Consider the following 16,052-nt stretch of genomic DNA (forward strand, 5'->3'; position numbering starts at 1 on the left):
CTTTCTCACCTCAAAGAAATTGCTTTAATTGGAGAACAAAATGTCCGGAATCATGAAGTCCTCCCTGTTCTTCGCTAAGAAGGTCGGTTCGTACTCAGACGGCTGGGGCGAAGTGACCGCAGAAGACAGGACTTGGGAACAGGCTTACCGGGATCGATGGGCACACGACAAAATCGTGCGTTCCACCCACGGCGTGAACTGCACCGGCTCCTGCAGCTGGCAGGTTTACGTCAAGGACGGCATCGTCGTCTGGGAAACGCAGGAAACCGATTATCCGCCCACGCCCCCGGGAGTACCAAACCACGAACCTCGCGGCTGTCCTCGCGGTGCAAGCTACTCCTGGTATCTGTATTCCGCTTCCCGCGTGAAACATCCTTTGATTCGTGCCGAATTAAAGGCCGCTTGGGAAGAAGCCCGCAAGACCATGAAGCCAATGGAAGCCTGGGCTTCCATCGTCGAAAATCCCGAAGTCCGTAAGTCCTACACCGCTGCCCGCGGCTTAGGCGGCTTAGTTCGTACAACTTGGGATGAAGCTCTTGAAATAATCGCTTCGGCTAACCTTTATACGATTAAGAAATACGGTCCTGACCGTATTTCCGGCTTCTCTCCGATTCCGGGCTACTCCATGGTGTCCTACGGTGCAGGTACCCGGTACCTGAGCCTCATCGGCGGCGCACTCCTCTCCTTCTACGATTGGTACTGCGACCTGCCGCCGTCTTCTCCTCAGACTTGGGGCGAACAGACCGACGTTCCGGAATCCGAAGCCTGGTACTACTCGAGCTACATCATTGTTTGGGGTACCAACATCTCAATGACCCGTACGCCAGATGCGCACTTCTTAACCGAAGCCCGCTATAACGGCACTAAGGTCGTTAACGTCTGCCCGGACTACTGCGAAGTCACCAAAGACGCCGACTGGTGGATTCATCCGAAACAGGCCACAGACGCAGCACTCGCTATGGCGGTAAGCCACGTCATTTTCAAAGAATTCCACTACGACCATCCGGATCCTTATTTCACCGAGTACTGCCGCAACCTCACCGACTTCCCGATCCTTGTGATGATGGAGCCGCGCGAGGACGGTCATTTCACTGCCGGCCGTACAGTTCGCGCCTGCGACTTAGGCTATAAGGAACCCGAATGCAACAACCCCGAATGGAAGACGATTGTTTGGGACGAGCTTTCCGATAAGCCGGCAGTTGCTCAGGGCTCTATGGGCTACCGCTGGGGTCAGAAGGAAGGCCAGGACTTAGGCAAGTGGAATCTGCATGAAGTTGACGGAGAAACTGGCAAAGCCATTAAACCTCAGCTCACATTCCTGAAGAATTCGGATGCCGTCATCGATGTCGATTATCCGTACTTCGGCGGCCGCAAGCGCGACGGTTTTCCGAACAACCCCATGAACTCTGAAGTCATGGTCCGCAAGGTTCCTGCAAGAAAGATCCAGGTCGACGGCAAAGATGTTTACGTTGCCACCGTTTTTGATCTCTTTGGCAGCTACCTCGGTGTTGACCGCGGTCTAGGCGGCGAATGCGCCAAGAGCTACGCCGACAACATTCCGTTCACACCTGCTTGGCAGGAAAAGATCACCGGCGTCGAAGCACAGTACGCCATCACACTCGGACGAGAATTCGCGACTGCCGCGTCCAAGACTCAGGGCCGCGCCTGCGTGCTGATGGGTGCGGGCGTCAACCAGTGGTTCCAGACCGATAACACCTACCGCTCCATCATCAACATTCTGTTGATGTGCGGCACCTGCGGCGTCCCGGGCGGCGGCTGGTGTCACTATGTAGGTCAGGAAAAGATTCGTCCGGAAGCCGGCTGGGGCGAGTACTCCTTCGCCAAGGACTGGGAACCGGCTACTCGCCACATGAATTCGACGAGCTACTTCTACGAGCACACCGATCAGTGGCGTTACGAACGCATTCCGCTCTCGGACATGCTCTCTCCGCTTGCCGATACCAAAGTCTTTGACGGTACCTACATTGACTACAACATTCAGAGCGAACTGATGGGATGGCTTCCTTCGGCTCCTCAGCTCAATGTCAATCCGACAAAGATCGCAGCGGCTGCGAAAGCTGCCGGATCTGATCCGGAACAGTACCTCATTAATCAGCTTAAAGACAGAAGGATTTCCTTCAGCTGCCTGGATTTAGACGCCGAAGAAAACTGGCCGCGCAACCTCTTCATTTGGCGCTCCAACGTGCTCGGTTCTTCCGGTAAGGGCCAGGAATACTTCCTGCGTCATCTCCTCGGAACAGAAAACGGCATATTAGGCAGCGAGCTGGACGGCTCTGACAAAGAGCTCATGCCGCTCATGGAAAAGTGGCGTCCTGCGCCTCAAGGCAAGCTGGACCTCCTTGTTAACATGGACTTCCGCATGAGCACGACTTCGATTTACTCGGATATCGTGCTTCCGGCAGCCACCTTCTACGAAAAGAACGATATCAACACGACGGATATGCACAGCTTCATTCATCCGTTCGTGAAAGCCGTTCAATGCTCTTGGGAAGGCAGAAGCGACTGGCAGACATTCAAAGACATCTCCAAGAAGCTCTCTGAAATTGCCGCCGAATATGCGGACGACTTCGGCAGCGTCACCGACGTGGTACTCACGCCGCTCGGTCACGACTCTCCGCATGAACTCGGCCAGGCGCTTGACGTTAAGAACTGGTACAAGGGCGAGTGCGACCTGATCCCCGGCAAGACGGCTCCGTTAATTCACGTCATTGATCGTGATTACCGCACGATTTACGACAAGTACACCTCGATCGGACCGCTGCTTACCACCAACGGCGGCGGAAACCGCGGTATCAAATGGAACCTGGATCCGGAAATCACGGAACTCTGTCAGTTAAACGGCACAGTTCAAGAAGGCGTGGCCAAGGGGCGTCCGAAGATGGAAACGGATATCAATGCCGCCAACTTCATTCTTCGTGTGTCTCCGGAAACCAACGGTGCGCTCTCCTTCAGAAGCTGGTCCTTTGTTAAGGATCAGTGCGGTGTGGATGCAAGCTTCCTTTCCGAAGGTCACATCGCCGATAAGATCACCTTTGATGATCTGGCGCATCGTCCTGCTAAGACCTTCAGCGCGCCTGACTGGTCCGGCACGGAAAACGACGAAATTCCTTATGTGGCTTTCTGGCAAAACAAGTACCTGCTCCTGCCGTGGCGCACGATTACCGGCCGCCAGCAGTTCTACCAGGACCACAGTTGGATGAGAGCCTTCGGTCAGCAGTTTGCTCAGTACAGAGCTCCGGCGAACCAAAGAGCTTTGACCGGTTACCGTGATGTCGCCGATAACGGCAACAAGGCCATCATTCTTAACTTTATGACAGCCCACCAGAAGTGGGGCATCCATTCCACCTACTATGACAACGAACGCATGCTGACGCTTTCTCGCGGCGGTCCTGTCGTATGGATGAGCGATATCGATGCGGCCAACGCCGGCATCGTTGATAACGATTGGATTGAGTGCTGGAACGCCAACGGTGCGGTCGTCGGTCGTGCCATTGTTTCTTCCCGTATGCCGGAAGGACTCTGCGTTATGCAGCACGCCACGGAAAAGACGGTCAACACCCCGGGTTCGGAAGTCACCGGACTGCGCGGCGGCGACCATAACTCTCCGACACGCGTTATTTTGAATCCGACGCATATGATCGGCGGCTACGGCCACTTGTCATACGCCTTTAACTATTACGGCACGATTGCCCCGAACCGCGACGACTTCGCATGGGTCAGAAAGATGAATAAAGTGGACTGGATGGATGAAGAAGCGGACAAGAAAGGAGGTGCAGTATGAAGATTCGTGCTCAAATCGGCATGGTCCTGAATCTGGACAAATGCATCGGCTGCCACACCTGCTCCGTCACCTGTAAGAACGTTTGGACGAATCGTCCCGGAACCGAATATATTTGGTTTAACAACGTTGAAACCAAACCCGGCGTCGGTTATCCGAAGAGCTGGGAAGATCAGCAGAAATGGACGGGCGGCTGGGAACTGCACAACGGCAAGCTGCGGCTGCGCCGCGGCTCCAAGCTGGGACTGCTCTCCGGCATTTTTGCCAACCCAAAACTGCCTCAGATCGACGACTACTACGAGCCGTTTACCTTTGATTATCAGAACCTTCAGAAAGCGCCGCGCATGAAAACATGCGTCACCGCGCAGCCGATCTCTTATCTGACCGGCAAGAAGATGAAGAAGATCAACGGTTCTGCAGCGTGGGACGACAACTTGGGCGGCATCGACATCAGAACCGTCGATGACGTGAACTTAAAGAACGTCGAGCGCGAGATTTACGCTCAGTACAAGAACACATTCCTCTTCTATCTGCCGCGTCTGTGTGAACACTGCCTGAACCCAGCCTGCGTCGCAAGCTGCCCTTCCGGTTCTATTTACAAACGCGAAGAAGACGGCATCGTCCTCGTTGACCAGAACAAGTGCAAGGGCTGGCGTATGTGCATGAGCGGCTGCCCCTACAAGAAGGTCTACTACAACTGGACCACCGGTAAGGCAGAAAAATGCATTTTCTGCTACCCGCGTGTTGAGTCCGGCCTTCCTACAGTATGCGCCGAGACCTGCGTGGGACGTATCCGCTACATGGGTGTCATGCTTTATGACGCAGACAAGATCAAAGACCTTGCCTCCACTCTGGACGAAGGCGATCTGTATGAGGCACAGCGTCAGATCTTCTTAGATCCGAATGACCCGGACGTCGAAGCGGCTGCTTTAGAAGCCGGCATCTCGCACGATTGGATCGAAGCTGCTAAGGCTTCTCCGATTTACAAGATGATTTCCAAGTGGAAGATCGCACTTCCCCTGCACCCGGAATTCAGAACGCTTCCGATGGTCTGGTACGTCCCGCCGCTTTCTCCGATTGCGCAAGCGGTTGACGTGGGCAAGCTCTCCATGAAGGGGTTTATCCCCGACGTGCAGAGCCTGCGCGTTCCGATGCAGTATCTGGCTAACCTTCTCGCGGGCGGCAACGTTAAGCCCGTCGTCGAAGCATTAAGCCGCCTGCTCGCAGAAAGAACGATTTTGCGCAAGTACTCGGATAACGCCGGCACCAGCCAGTTCCTGACTTGCGAAATTCTGCCGGAACAGCTCCAAGGCATTGAAGAAATCAATGAACTCAAGGCACTCGGCCTCACGGTTCAGGATGTCTGCGATATGCACCGGCTGCTTGCCATTGCGGACTATAAGGAGCGCTTTGTCGTTCCGTCTGCAAATCGCAACACCGAGGCCGCCGTTCTTATGCAGGGCAGCCAAGGTTACAACCTCGGCGGCGGAGAAGACATGAGACGCCGTGCGGATTCGCTGTTCGGCGGTCCGATGAACCGCAAGATTATTCCTCTGTTTGAGGAATATCAGCGAGCTCCGGACTCTACTCAGGGAGGTAAATAATGAGCAGCTTTACACTTGCATGGCACTTCCTGATATTCGGAGTGCTGCCTTATGTCGTTATCGCCGTTCTGGTGCTCGGCAGTCTGGCGCGTTTTGTTCTGGCGCCCTACAGCTGGAAGAGCCAGAGCAGCGAGATCTTGGATAAGAAAGACATCTTTTGGGGTGCCAACCTTTTCCACATCGGCGTGATTTTCCTCTTCTGCGGACACTGCTTCGGTCTGTTTACGCCGACCGAGTGGCTCAACGCAGCCGGCCTGACACCGCGTCTGCACCAGATGATGGAAATTATCTGCGGCGGTCTCTCGGCAATCGTGGCGATCACCGGTCTGATTATTCTGACTTGGCGCCGTTTAACCAACGAGCGTGTCAGAGCGGCCTCCCGTCCGAGTGACTTCTGGGTTTTGTTCCTGCTGCTTACCGTCATCATTCTCGGTATCGGCTGCGTCGTGAATTCTTACTTTTACGACCGTTCCGGAGCGACGATCATTTTGTTAGGCGCATGGGTCCGAGGCCTCTTCTCCTTTGATTACCAAGCCTGGCAGAATATTCTCCTGGTTCCGGATTGGCAGAAAGGACACATCTTTGTCGGTTTGATCATTTTCCTGATCGTTCCGTTCACAAGGCTAGTTCACATTTGGAGCGGCTATTTGTCAGTGTTCTATCTGATCAGACCGCACCAGATTATGCGTGCCAATAACGGCAAACCTGTCAACTACCTCGGCCTGAAGGGCCGAGGCTTGAAATAGCCTCTAGTTGACTAGCCTCAGTCTGTCGTTTTGAGGACTACGTTGGTTGGGAATGCTCAGGCACCGCGGGATGCAGATCCTAGTCCCGCGCTCTGCGGCCGATGGTTAAAAGCTCTGAGAGGTAGGAGCGGTGCTGTCGGCTTGAAACCCCTGCCAACATTGGCGAAGGATCACAACCGGTCGAAAGACCGAGGAGCAAAACTTGCGAGTATTTGTCCTAAACAAACGCGGAAAGCCGCTGATGCCTTGTTCTCCGGCAAAAGCGCGCCATCTGCTTAAAGAGAAGAAAGCTATTGTGGTAAGGCGCACGCCTTTCACCATTCAGCTCACGATTGCGACCGGCGAGTCCAAACAGCCGGTGAGTCTGGGTGTTGATGCCGGATACAAATATGTCGGCCTTTCCGCATCAACGGAAAAGGCTGAACTTTATGCATCCGAAGTCGAACTCCGTCAGGACATCACCGATCTGCTCTCTGCTCGTCGTTCGCCGTGCTCGCAGAAACCGCAAAACGCGCTACCGTGCACCGAGGTTCGACAACCGCATCCGCACCAAGCGCAAAGGCTGGCTTGCTCCGTCGGTTGAAAACCGAATCAACGCGCACTTATCGCGCATCGAAACGGTTCTTCGAATGCTGCCGGTCACGAAGATCACCGTGGAAACGGCGTCCTTCGACATGCAGCTGCTGAAGGATCCCGACATTTCGGGAAAAGAGTACCAAGAGGGCGAACAGCTCGGCTTCTGGAACGTCCGCGAGTATGTTCTTTTCAGAGATGGGCACGTTTGTCAGCATTGTCACGGCAGATTGAAAGATCCGGTACTCAATGTTCATCACCTGAAAAGCAGACGTACCGGCGGAGATTCGCCCGGCAACCTGATTACGCTTTGTGAGACGTGCCATAAGGCGCTTCATCGCGGTGAAATCACGCTGAAGGCAAAGCGCGGACAATCATTCCGTGCGGAGACCTTCATGGGAATTATGCGCCGGGAGGTTTTGGACCGCCTGAAGGCGTCGCATCCGAAGCTAGAGGTGCAAAACACCTACGGCTACTGGACCAAGCATGCGCGGATCTCGAATGGCATTGTCAAATCGCATTGTGCGGATGCTTTCTGCATCGCCGGCAATCTTGGCGCCAAAAGGCTAGGCGAATTCCTATTCCAGAAGCAGACTCGCCGGAACAACCGGCAAATTCACAAACTCTCCATCCTCAAAGGCAGCCTGCGAAAACGCAACCAGGCGCCCTTTGAGGTCAATGGCTTCCGTCTTTTTGACAAGGTAGCCTACCAGGGGGATGAAGGCTTTATTTTCGGCCGTCGATCATCTGGATTCTTTGATATTCGAAGGCTTGACGGTACCCGCATTTCAGCCGGAATTAACTATAAAAAGCTACGCCTGTTGGAAAAGAGAAGAACCTATTTAACAGAAATTAGAAAGGAGGAGGCGCTTCCTCCCCTGCCTGAAGGCAGGGGTCTCCGCGCCTAAATGTGATGACGTAATTCGGTAGGGTCTTCATTGCAAGAGCTCGGTTTTCCGAGCCTTTGCTGTTTTAGGCTTACGTATGAAAATTCTTGAGTTCGGAAAACTCAGTGCGTGGCTTCCTTGACTGCCGTCCAAACCAACGCAACTCCAAAAGCCCCGAATATCGCACCGCAGATGCCGTCAATCCACTTTCCGGATTTCCGATAAAAAGTCTTGGGTTTCGGCATTCCGAGAATTAAGGCCACGAAAGAGAACCAAAGAAGACTTTCGAGGACGACAACCGCATAAATCACGCCGGCTTCCGTGCTGCCCATATCTCCTGTAACGAACAAAGAAAACACGGAGCTAAAGTAAATCAGAGCTTTAGCGTTGGATAAATTCGTTAAAAGCCCAACGATAAAAGAACGCATGCCGGATCCGGCTGTCTGCACTTCTGCCTGAGGTGCTGTTCCCTTCTTAAATGCGCTCTTGAGAAGAAGGTAAGCAAGCCATCCTAAGTACAAGCCGCCAAGCAGCATGATCACTTGCTGCAGCCACGCAAAGCGTTCAAAAAGCCACTGCAGCCCGAGAAGCGACAAAGCAGCCCAGAACGCAACGCCCAATGTAATCCCTAAAACGCAGCACAGCGCTTCTTTTCTGGAGCGGCCGACTGCAGTCTGCATGACGATAAAGCAATCCGGCCCCGGAGACATAAGCGCAATCAGGTGAACAGCGGCGATCGTAAAGATGGTTGAGAACATGATTTGAGGTTCCTTTTTTTCAAAAATTATAGTATTCGACTAGGCTGTTCTTTTCTTCCTCAGGAACAAAACTCATACTCATCTGCTCACGACAGAAGCCTTCGAAAAAGCAACGCCCCGCTGAGCTCCGCCGTTTTCAGGCCGGAGAGCGAGGCGTCACGCTGGTCTTCCAAATGAAGTCAGAAGGTATGGTGCAAGCCTAAGCCCAAGCTCCAGGACTTGAAATTCTCTTCGACCGCCTTTTCTTTAAACATCTTTCCGGCGGTTGCATAAGCGCTCCAGCCGTAAACAAAGGTGCGTTTAGAGAGCGGATATTCATATGCCGCACCGACTGTGAAGCGATTGAATTTGTCATTGGAGAGCTTTGTGTCATCCACTACAACGCCGTCGGCAGACTTAACCTTGCCGAATCCGTAGTTGGCAGCAACTTTAAAGGTACCGCCGGCTGCCGGTACTTCTGCGCCCAACGTGAAGGCATTTTGATTCATGCCTTTACCGGAAACCCAAACATCTTCCAATTGATCCAGAGTGTGGAAACGATTGGCGTATTGGTAGCCGAAGAAAGCCTTGGCCACTTCAAAGTCATATGTTGCGCTCAGGCTATAAACCATCGTGGCTTTGTTTTTGTCTTCTTCGGATTTATTGTCAAAGCGTTCAACAATACCTGCTAAAGACAAATTTCCGATTTCATATGTCAGACCCAATCCGTAGTAGTGGCTGTTGTGGGACCATTTTGCTGTATCGTCTTCAACACCGTTGGAATACTGTGCGTGGATTTTGAGGCCGCCAAATTCCGGAGAAACATAAACAATACTGTTGTTATTGATTTGACCGGTAACGAATGTATTTCCCAATCCGGCCTGTAGATAGTCGGTGCCGAACGGAGAAGCATCCCAAATCGAATAAGTGCCTTCATAAGAAGCTAAGCCGCCCATACGGCCGAATGCAACTTCACCGAAGTTACCCGATAAAGAAAGTGTCGCCTGTTTGCTAAAAGCCTTTCCTTCTTCCCCTGTTGCGCCGCTATCCATAGCAAAGCCGTTTTCCAAAAGGAAGCCGACGGAGTACCCGTTTCCTAAATCCTCAGAACCTTCGATACCCCAAACGCTGCCTCCTGCAATGCCGTCTTCGAGAGAAACAGTAGCGTCTCCTCCTTTTGCTTTGTTGACGACCACTGCTCCGTCGACTGTCCCGTAAAGCGTTACCTGAGACTCAGCGGCAGCCATCGAACCAACGGAAGCCAATGCTATGACCAAAGCTGTTTTTGCTAATTTCATACAACCTCTGAAAATTGTAAAAAAGAATTAAATAGGAACCATTCTCATTTTATTTCTCAAAATTTAAGAATTTCTAACTTGTCAATAACAATTGCTTCTCCATATTTTTGGGATATTCAAGTGAATATTTCCACAAATATTCAACAAGTTATAAATCTTCAAGATGCGAGATTCATTAAAGATCTAGCGAAATCCCTAATGATATTGATTATTATTTCTATTGCTGAGGAGTAACATTTTGATAACGATAATCGTTTTCATTTGATACTTTTATGATCATCTCTTCATCTCATCGCCTGGTTCAGCTCCCGGTAAATGTTCAATGCAGAATCGCAAAACTGGGAAATATTTCTCCAAGTGAATTGAAACGTCTTCGGGATTTAGGTTTATACGTCGGGAGCGTGGCTTCCGTGATCACCTCCGCACAGAACGGCCCGCTTCTCATCGCCGTGGGTGACGCCAGAATCGCTGTAAATCGAGATGTCGCGGCGGAAATAAATGTTGTTCGCATTTTCCAATAGGAGAACATCATGCAGCTTCGCGATATGAAACCCGGACAAAGAGGTGTCGTGAAAGGTTTTTTGCCGGGAAACACTAAATATCGGAAAAAACTTTTTTCTCTGGGCGTCCTTCCCAACACCCGATTTGAAGTCACTCGGGTTGCTCCGTTAGGAGATCCCGTCGAAATCAAACTTCGCGGATCTTTCATCAGCGTTCGAAAGGCTGAAATCGAAATCATTGACGTCAGACCCTTGTAAGGAAATATCATGAGTCAGAAAATATCGATCGCACTCGCGGGCAATCCTAACTGCGGCAAGACAACTCTGTTTAACGCTTTGACCGGGTCACACTAGAGCGTCGGAAATTGGCCGGTCGTTACCGTCGAGAAATAGAGCGGAAGCTTTACACTCAATGATCAGCAGATCACGCTCGTCGACTTACCGGGCGTCTATTCTCTTCAGCCGTGTGAAGCTTCCTGCGAAGACGAGCGCGTTGCTCGAGAATACATCCTCTCCGGCGAATCTTCTCTTGTCGTAAATATCGTTGATGCTTCGAACCTGGAGAGAAACCTTTATTTGACAGCGCAGCTCATCGAAATGCAGGTTCCGCTCATTGTTGCGGTCAACATGCTTGACGTGGCAAAGAATCATTCCATCTCCGTTGATCTTGATAAATTAGCGCAAGAACTCGATTGCCCGGTTGTCGGATTAGTTGCCTCTCGAGAAACGGGTGTAGATGTTCTCAAACAAGCAATCAGCCGCCAGCTTGAAAATCCTACCGTTCCGCACAACCCGCTTGTTTTCCCGAAAGACATTGCCGATGAAATTCACACACTGACTCGGGAACTCTCTGAAAACAACGTTGAAAAGGCCCCTTGGATCGCCGAACAGATCCTTGAAGGCGACAAAGAACTGGGACTCCGAACTTTAAAAAGCGACTTTACTAAAGCCGAACTGCGAATCAATGCACTCAATAAGCACTACAACGGCGACCTGGATATGGCTATTGCCGACGTGCGCTACTCCTTTGTCAGCAAGGTCGCCTCTTCTTGCATCACACGAGACAACGAGGTCAAACAAACGATTACCGACAAAATCGACAGGATTGTTTTGCATCGTTGGCTGGGTGTACCTATTTTCTTGGCCGTGATGTACCTGATGTTCATTTTTTCGATCAACGTCGGCTCAGCTTTCATTGACTTCTTCGATATTCTTTTCGGTGCGATCTTTATCGACGGTTTCGGAGAACTTCTCACTTCCATCGGAACGCCTGAATGGCTTAAGACGATTCTTGCCGACGGTATCGGCGGCGGTATTCAATGTGTCTCCACATTCATTCCGGTCATCTTCTGTTTGTTCTTAGCCTTATCTTTCCTGGAAGACTCCGGATATATAGCCAGAGCCGCCTTTGTGATGGACCGTCTGATGAGAGCGCTCGGGCTGCCCGGAAAAGCCTTTGTTCCTCTGATTGTCGGATTCGGCTGCGGCGTGCCCGCTATCATGGCAACGCGCACAATGGAACAAAAACAAGACCGCATTACCACAGTTTTAATGGCTCCGTTCATGAGCTGCGGCGCAAGATTGCCGGTCTACGTTTTGTTTGCGACTGCCTTTTGGCCGATGAGCGGACAAAATCTCGTTTTCGGTTTGTATCTCATCGGCATCTTGGCAGCTATCGCCACAGGCTTCATGCTCAAGAGGACGGCCTTAGCCGGTCAGACAAGCGCCTTTGTCATGGAGATTCCTCCGTACCATCTGCCGACCGCAAAGAACATCCTTTTGAGAACATGGGATCGTCTAAAGAGCTTTATTTTCCGCGCCGGTAAAGTGATCGTTGTACTTGTGGCCGTTCTGTGCTTCCTGAACTCTTTGGGAACAGACGGCTCCTTCGGCAATCAGGATTCCGACAAGAGTGTTTTGTCTCAGATCGGCAAGACAATTGTGCCCGTTTTCAAGCCAATGGGCGTATCTGAAGAAAACTGGCCTGCCGCTGTCGGCGTCTTTACCGGTATTCTTGCCAAAGAAGCCGTTGTCGGTACGCTGGATTCTCTTTACAGCGGAATCGGTGGTAAAGCGGAGGAACAAGCTGCTGTAGGTGAACCGGCAGCAAAGATTGAAGAGCAAGCTCAGCAGCAAAACGAAGAAGAAGGCTTTAACCTTGCCCGCTCCTTCGGTGAAGCCGTCGCCAGCATCGGTGAAGGATTCGGCGATATCGGAGCCTTCTTCACTGATCCGCTTGGCATCTCCGTAGAAAGCGACCTCTCCGACGTTGCTCTGCAAGCAGAGGAGCAAGAAGTAAGCACCGGAACAATTGCCGCCATGAACAAGCTGTTCGACGGTGAGTTGGGTGCGTTTGCCTACCTGTTGATGGTTCTCCTCTATTTGCCCTGCGGCGCCGCTATGGGTGCCATCTACAGAGAGGTCGGAAGCGGCTGGGCCATCTTCCCTGCTTTGTGGACAACCGCCGTTGGCTACAGTGCTGCAACTATCGTCTATCAAGCCGGCTCTTTCAATGCTCATCCGGTGTATTCAGCAGTTTGTATCGCCGTTTGCACTGCGATCATTGTCGCAATCGTTGCAGGGCTTAGGCTCGCTGCAAAAGGAAACTCAAACGCAGAAGGAAGACTTGCCAACAGCAATGCTCGCTAAAAAGAGCTAATTTTCTTTCCGTTCCGCTCTTACCTTTGGGTTTGAGCGGAATTTGTTTTCGTTCGAATAGAAACAATCTTGTAAAACAAAGACTGGAGAAACAAAGCCTTTTAATGAGCGATCGTCATAGGAGGACGGCAAGAGCAGATTATGAGAATGCATCTCACGGACAACGGCTCCTGAGCCGCAACCGCCGGAGCGATTCAGTATTCAGATAAGAGTATTTCCGACTTCTGGGTAAATTTCTCGTTTTTGGCAATGTTTACGACTATCTCGGAAGAAATAGAGAAGAATTCGCTTATCGTGAACCTGAATTTTCTGAGAACGATTTTTTTATTCTTGATGCTCGCAACCTTATGAAAAAGCTCGTTTTTGCTGTAGTTGTATCGTTCGTTGCTTCTGCCGTCTACGCTGAAACCTCCGTTACGCTTTATGGCGGCGCCGACGGCGGCATAACCGTCCAAAAACTAAAAGGAAAATCTGCAACGGTTAAATTTGCCAACGGCAGCTTGGACACCAATATGTTCGGCATTACTGGGACGGAAGATCTCGGAAGCGGAAACAGTGTTTTCTTCAGACTGGAGCAAGGCTACGTCCTATCTAACGGAAAAGAAGACGACGACAGCGGCGACAAGGCCTTCAACCGTCAGGCTTATTTGGGTTTTACATCTCGCCTCGGTCAAGTCGCATTCGGCAGAATCGGAGCGCTTGGTTCGTACAACGGCGAATACTCCATTTCCGGATCGTCCGCCTACAACACGAGCTTTTCTGCGCTTAGCAATATCCACAGCGCGTTCATTCTCACGGACTGGATGAACAACACGATTGCTTATCTTTCCCCCAATCTTAACGGTTGGAAGCTTCACGCCACATACTCAAACGGCGTAAATGAAGATTCCGAAAAGTGGTCAAGAAACAAGCACTATTACGGCCTCGGAGCAACATTCGAGGACCAAGCTTTCAGGTTGGGCGCTTACTGGGAGATGTTGGATAACAAAGGAAGCGATGGTTTTTCAAAACCTAAAGCAACGAATTTGTTTACCACCCAGGCTTCTTATGATTTCGGGACATTCAAGCTTTTCGGCGTTTACCAATACGCACTTCATAGCATGAAGCTTCCGAACTACACTGAGATCGAAGGAGCGCATAAAGGCGCGAACCAGCACGCGCTCGCGCTCTCCGTAGCGGTGCCCTTCGCAGGCGGCTCAGCAAGGTTTCAGACTCAGGGTGCGCTAGGCAAACTCAAAGACACAGGCGAAAAGTACAACTCATTTTCTCTAGGCGCCGCCTACCTTTATCCGCTTTCCAAGCGCACGACGCTTTACACTCAGGCCGGTTGGGGAACTACTGGAAAAGCCTTTAAAAAATATGATTCCGGTTTAGGAGGATGGGCCGCTACTTTTGGTTTAGGTCACAACTTCTAAATTTGGTACTTCGGGAAAACCTTCTTGCCTGACCGTCCTGAGACAGTTAACGTCTCTGACAATTGCTGCAGTAATAAGTTGCTCTGCCGTTTTGAATGATCTTCTTAATCGGACGACCGCAATTCGAGCAGGGCTTGCCTTCTTTTCCATACACCTTGGCATTTAAGGTGAAATAGCCTTGCTCTCCCTCTGCGGAAACAAAGTCTTTTAATGTGAAGCCGCCTTCGTTAAGTGATAAAGTCAGCACTTCTCGAATCGCCGTCACCAAACGCTCCAGGCGCTGCTTAGAGATTTTGTTCGCCGGTGTCAAAGGCGAAATTCGAGCCTTAAACAAAGACTCCGAGCAGTAGATATTTCCGACCCCGACAACGTATTTGCCTGTCAGCATCGCTTCTTTAATCGGCAGTGAAGTATTTGCTAATGCGGCATGCAGTCGAGAGGCGGTAAAACTGTCAGAGAAAGGTTCTTCACCCAATTTTGCGATTTCCGGCAGTTCATAAGGATCTTGAGATTCGGGCAGCCAAATCACAAAACCGAAGCGTCTGGGATCGTGATATCGAACCGCTAAATCACCGAACAATATATCAATGTGGTCGTGCTTAACCGGTTCCGTAGTTTTGGGATCGACAATCCGCATGACACCCGACATACCGAGATGAGAAACGATATAACCTCGATCGAAATACCAAATCAGATACTTTCCCCGTCTCTCAATCGTACGTAAGCGCTGTCCCGTCAGCAAGTCTGAAAGGTTTGTCGGCGCAGATTTGCGGAAGCGCGTCTCGCGGACAACAGCACCCGTACAGCGCCGGCCGCCGACACGTTTGAGTATTCCAAGGCGAGTAATTTCTACTTCTGGAAGTTCGGGCATAGATCCGCAGAACTAAACAGGACGCACGGATACCGTGAACAAGTTCCAGCCGGACCCGTGGTCAGGCTCCGTTGAGTGAGCCTGTGTCAAAAAGGGTGGGAGTGCAATTCGCTGGGCGCCCTTCAAGGAAATCTTTCTGCAGCGGGAAACCCTGCGGATACCGGCAGAAGCGATTCTGGCGTCAAATTCGGATTTTTGACTCATTCCTACATAACCTCTTGAAGAGCAAACCTGATAGGGACAATTATCACCATCCCATAAGGGTTAGTACATAGACATTATCCCTGATCTCGTACTCGTATGTGGGATGACTCGGTGCAATTATTACGCTTGCGCTAAAATTTCTCCAATCAACGCATAGGTACACGATGGTAAAGAAAAATACTTCCGGAATCGCTTTATACAAAGAGGATTTGAAGCAAAGCATCGAAGAACTAACGGATCTTCAAAAAAAGATGCTTTCTCTTACCATATCGGATCTAGTTCCCGAACAGCTTAAACTCGATAAGATTTATCCAGTTTCCGTCGACAGTTTTCCAGAGTTCCGTTCACAAAGCGCTGAAGAGGCCTATGAAACTTTGATCGAGTCGGCGCAGTCGCTTTTTGACAAGTTCGTCATGATCCGCGGCGGCATTGAAGCCCAGACAGAAGACGAAATCGAATTCTATCGATGGCTCTCCCAGCTCAGATACTCGGATAAAACCTACTCCGTCGGTTTGATTTTTTCCAATATGGTCAAGTTGTACTTGACGGATATACAAGACATTCTTAAAAACAAGACCGAGCCTGCTGTCCAAAAAGAGCTCGACCTTTTCGGATAAGCCTACTCTCTCAGGCCGACTATAATTTTTTCACAATCGGAAAAATTCACTACTGTCCAAAATAAATTTGAACGATTGACATAGCCCCAATGCAAACATGCTGGCGATCCGATAAAGTTGATTTTTGCGAAATAAACAAACGG

At 50.9% G+C, this 16,052-nt stretch carries 11 protein-coding genes and 2 pseudogenes; 9 read left to right on the forward strand and 4 right to left on the reverse strand.

Annotated elements, in window-relative coordinates; translation table 11 throughout:
• The first annotated feature begins 40 nt into the window (after positions 1-40).
• The 4 genes and pseudogenes from ACZND6_RS09635 to iscB all read left to right on the forward strand — a co-directional run bounded on the left by ACZND6_RS09635 (position 41) and on the right by iscB (position 7,630).
• Positions 41-3,802 carry a nitrate reductase subunit alpha gene (locus tag ACZND6_RS09635; RefSeq protein ID WP_149879607.1) on the forward strand — a complete coding sequence of 1,254 codons (3,762 nt, stop codon included), beginning with the start codon at positions 41-43 and terminating at the stop codon, positions 3,800-3,802.
• Complete coding sequence (gene narH, locus ACZND6_RS09640) at positions 3,799-5,403, forward strand: nitrate reductase subunit beta (protein ID WP_293737841.1); 1,605 nt, start codon at positions 3,799-3,801, stop codon at positions 5,401-5,403. The genes ACZND6_RS09635 and narH overlap by 4 nt, the downstream gene beginning before the upstream one ends.
• Positions 5,403-6,149 (forward strand): respiratory nitrate reductase subunit gamma, encoded by a 747-nt coding sequence (gene narI / locus ACZND6_RS09645; protein WP_293737842.1) that lies wholly within the window; start codon positions 5,403-5,405, stop codon positions 6,147-6,149. The genes narH and narI overlap by 1 nt, the downstream gene beginning before the upstream one ends.
• A 241-nt stretch (positions 6,150-6,390) precedes the next feature.
• Positions 6,391-7,630 (forward strand): annotated as a pseudogene (gene iscB, locus ACZND6_RS09650) (RNA-guided endonuclease IscB).
• A 101-nt stretch (positions 7,631-7,731) separates the two neighbouring features.
• Here iscB and ACZND6_RS09655 read toward each other — a convergent pair.
• Together ACZND6_RS09655 and ACZND6_RS09660 are read right to left on the reverse strand one after the other, a co-directional pair.
• Positions 7,732-8,367 carry a LysE family transporter gene (locus tag ACZND6_RS09655; RefSeq protein WP_155168325.1) on the reverse strand — a complete coding sequence of 212 codons (636 nt, stop codon included), beginning with the start codon at positions 8,365-8,367 and terminating at the stop codon, positions 7,732-7,734.
• Positions 8,368-8,546: 179 nt separating this feature from the next.
• A complete protein-coding gene (locus tag ACZND6_RS09660) occupies positions 8,547-9,644 on the reverse strand; it encodes a porin (protein WP_149888964.1) in 1,098 nt (365 codons plus the stop codon).
• 272 nt (positions 9,645-9,916) lie between these two features.
• Between ACZND6_RS09660 and ACZND6_RS09665 the strand changes: the two genes are divergently transcribed.
• The 4 genes and pseudogenes from ACZND6_RS09665 (at position 9,917) to ACZND6_RS09680 (ending at position 14,217) form a co-directional block, all read left to right on the forward strand.
• A complete protein-coding gene (locus tag ACZND6_RS09665) occupies positions 9,917-10,165 on the forward strand; it encodes a FeoA family protein (RefSeq protein ID WP_489524608.1) in 249 nt (82 codons plus the stop codon).
• A 9-nt stretch (positions 10,166-10,174) separates the two neighbouring features.
• Positions 10,175-10,402 carry a FeoA family protein gene (locus tag ACZND6_RS09670; protein WP_293738026.1) on the forward strand — a complete coding sequence of 76 codons (228 nt, stop codon included), beginning with the start codon at positions 10,175-10,177 and terminating at the stop codon, positions 10,400-10,402.
• A 9-nt stretch (positions 10,403-10,411) separates the two neighbouring features.
• Positions 10,412-12,793, forward strand: a pseudogene (feoB, locus tag ACZND6_RS09675) (Fe(2+) transporter permease subunit FeoB).
• A 356-nt stretch (positions 12,794-13,149) separates the two neighbouring features.
• Positions 13,150-14,217, forward strand: a complete 1,068-nt coding sequence (locus ACZND6_RS09680; protein WP_293738025.1) for a porin — start codon at positions 13,150-13,152, stop codon at positions 14,215-14,217.
• Between the two features lie 46 nt (positions 14,218-14,263).
• Here ACZND6_RS09680 and mutM read toward each other — a convergent pair whose 3' ends face one another.
• Together mutM and ACZND6_RS09690 are read right to left on the reverse strand one after the other, a co-directional pair.
• Positions 14,264-15,088 carry a bifunctional DNA-formamidopyrimidine glycosylase/DNA-(apurinic or apyrimidinic site) lyase gene (mutM, locus tag ACZND6_RS09685; protein WP_293738024.1) on the reverse strand — a complete coding sequence of 275 codons (825 nt, stop codon included), beginning with the start codon at positions 15,086-15,088 and terminating at the stop codon, positions 14,264-14,266.
• A gap of 12 nt (positions 15,089-15,100) precedes the next feature.
• Entirely contained in the window at positions 15,101-15,292 is a 192-nt protein-coding gene (locus ACZND6_RS09690) for a hypothetical protein (RefSeq protein ID WP_149879636.1), read from the reverse strand.
• 164 nt (positions 15,293-15,456) lie between these two features.
• Here ACZND6_RS09690 and ACZND6_RS09695 point away from each other — a divergent pair, with 164 nt between their 5' ends.
• A complete protein-coding gene (locus ACZND6_RS09695; protein ID WP_149879635.1) occupies positions 15,457-15,909 on the forward strand; it encodes a RepB family plasmid replication initiator protein in 453 nt (150 codons plus the stop codon).
• Positions 15,910-16,052: the final 143 nt, after the last annotated feature.

This window comes from Parasutterella sp., assembly GCF_057870745.1.

Bases quoted from the DNA above. Each gene is read 5' to 3' on its own strand.
- narH (WP_293737841.1), top strand. From the start codon at position 3,799: ATGAAGATTCGTGCTCAAATCGGCATGGTCCTGAATCTGGACAAATGC.
- ACZND6_RS09655 (WP_155168325.1), bottom strand. From the start codon at position 8,367: ATGTTCTCAACCATCTTTACGATCGCCGCTGTTCACCTGATTGCGCTT.
- ACZND6_RS09670 (WP_293738026.1), top strand. From the start codon at position 10,175: ATGCAGCTTCGCGATATGAAACCCGGACAAAGAGGTGTCGTGAAAGGT.
- ACZND6_RS09635 (WP_149879607.1), top strand. From the start codon at position 41: ATGTCCGGAATCATGAAGTCCTCCCTGTTCTTCGCTAAGAAGGTCGGT.
- ACZND6_RS09680 (WP_293738025.1), top strand. From the start codon at position 13,150: ATGAAAAAGCTCGTTTTTGCTGTAGTTGTATCGTTCGTTGCTTCTGCC.
- ACZND6_RS09695 (WP_149879635.1), top strand. From the start codon at position 15,457: ATGGTAAAGAAAAATACTTCCGGAATCGCTTTATACAAAGAGGATTTG.
- ACZND6_RS09660 (WP_149888964.1), bottom strand. From the start codon at position 9,644: ATGAAATTAGCAAAAACAGCTTTGGTCATAGCATTGGCTTCCGTTGGT.
- ACZND6_RS09665 (WP_489524608.1), top strand. From the start codon at position 9,917: ATGATCATCTCTTCATCTCATCGCCTGGTTCAGCTCCCGGTAAATGTT.
- mutM (WP_293738024.1), bottom strand. From the start codon at position 15,088: ATGCCCGAACTTCCAGAAGTAGAAATTACTCGCCTTGGAATACTCAAA.
- ACZND6_RS09690 (WP_149879636.1), bottom strand. From the start codon at position 15,292: ATGAGTCAAAAATCCGAATTTGACGCCAGAATCGCTTCTGCCGGTATC.
- narI (WP_293737842.1), top strand. From the start codon at position 5,403: ATGAGCAGCTTTACACTTGCATGGCACTTCCTGATATTCGGAGTGCTG.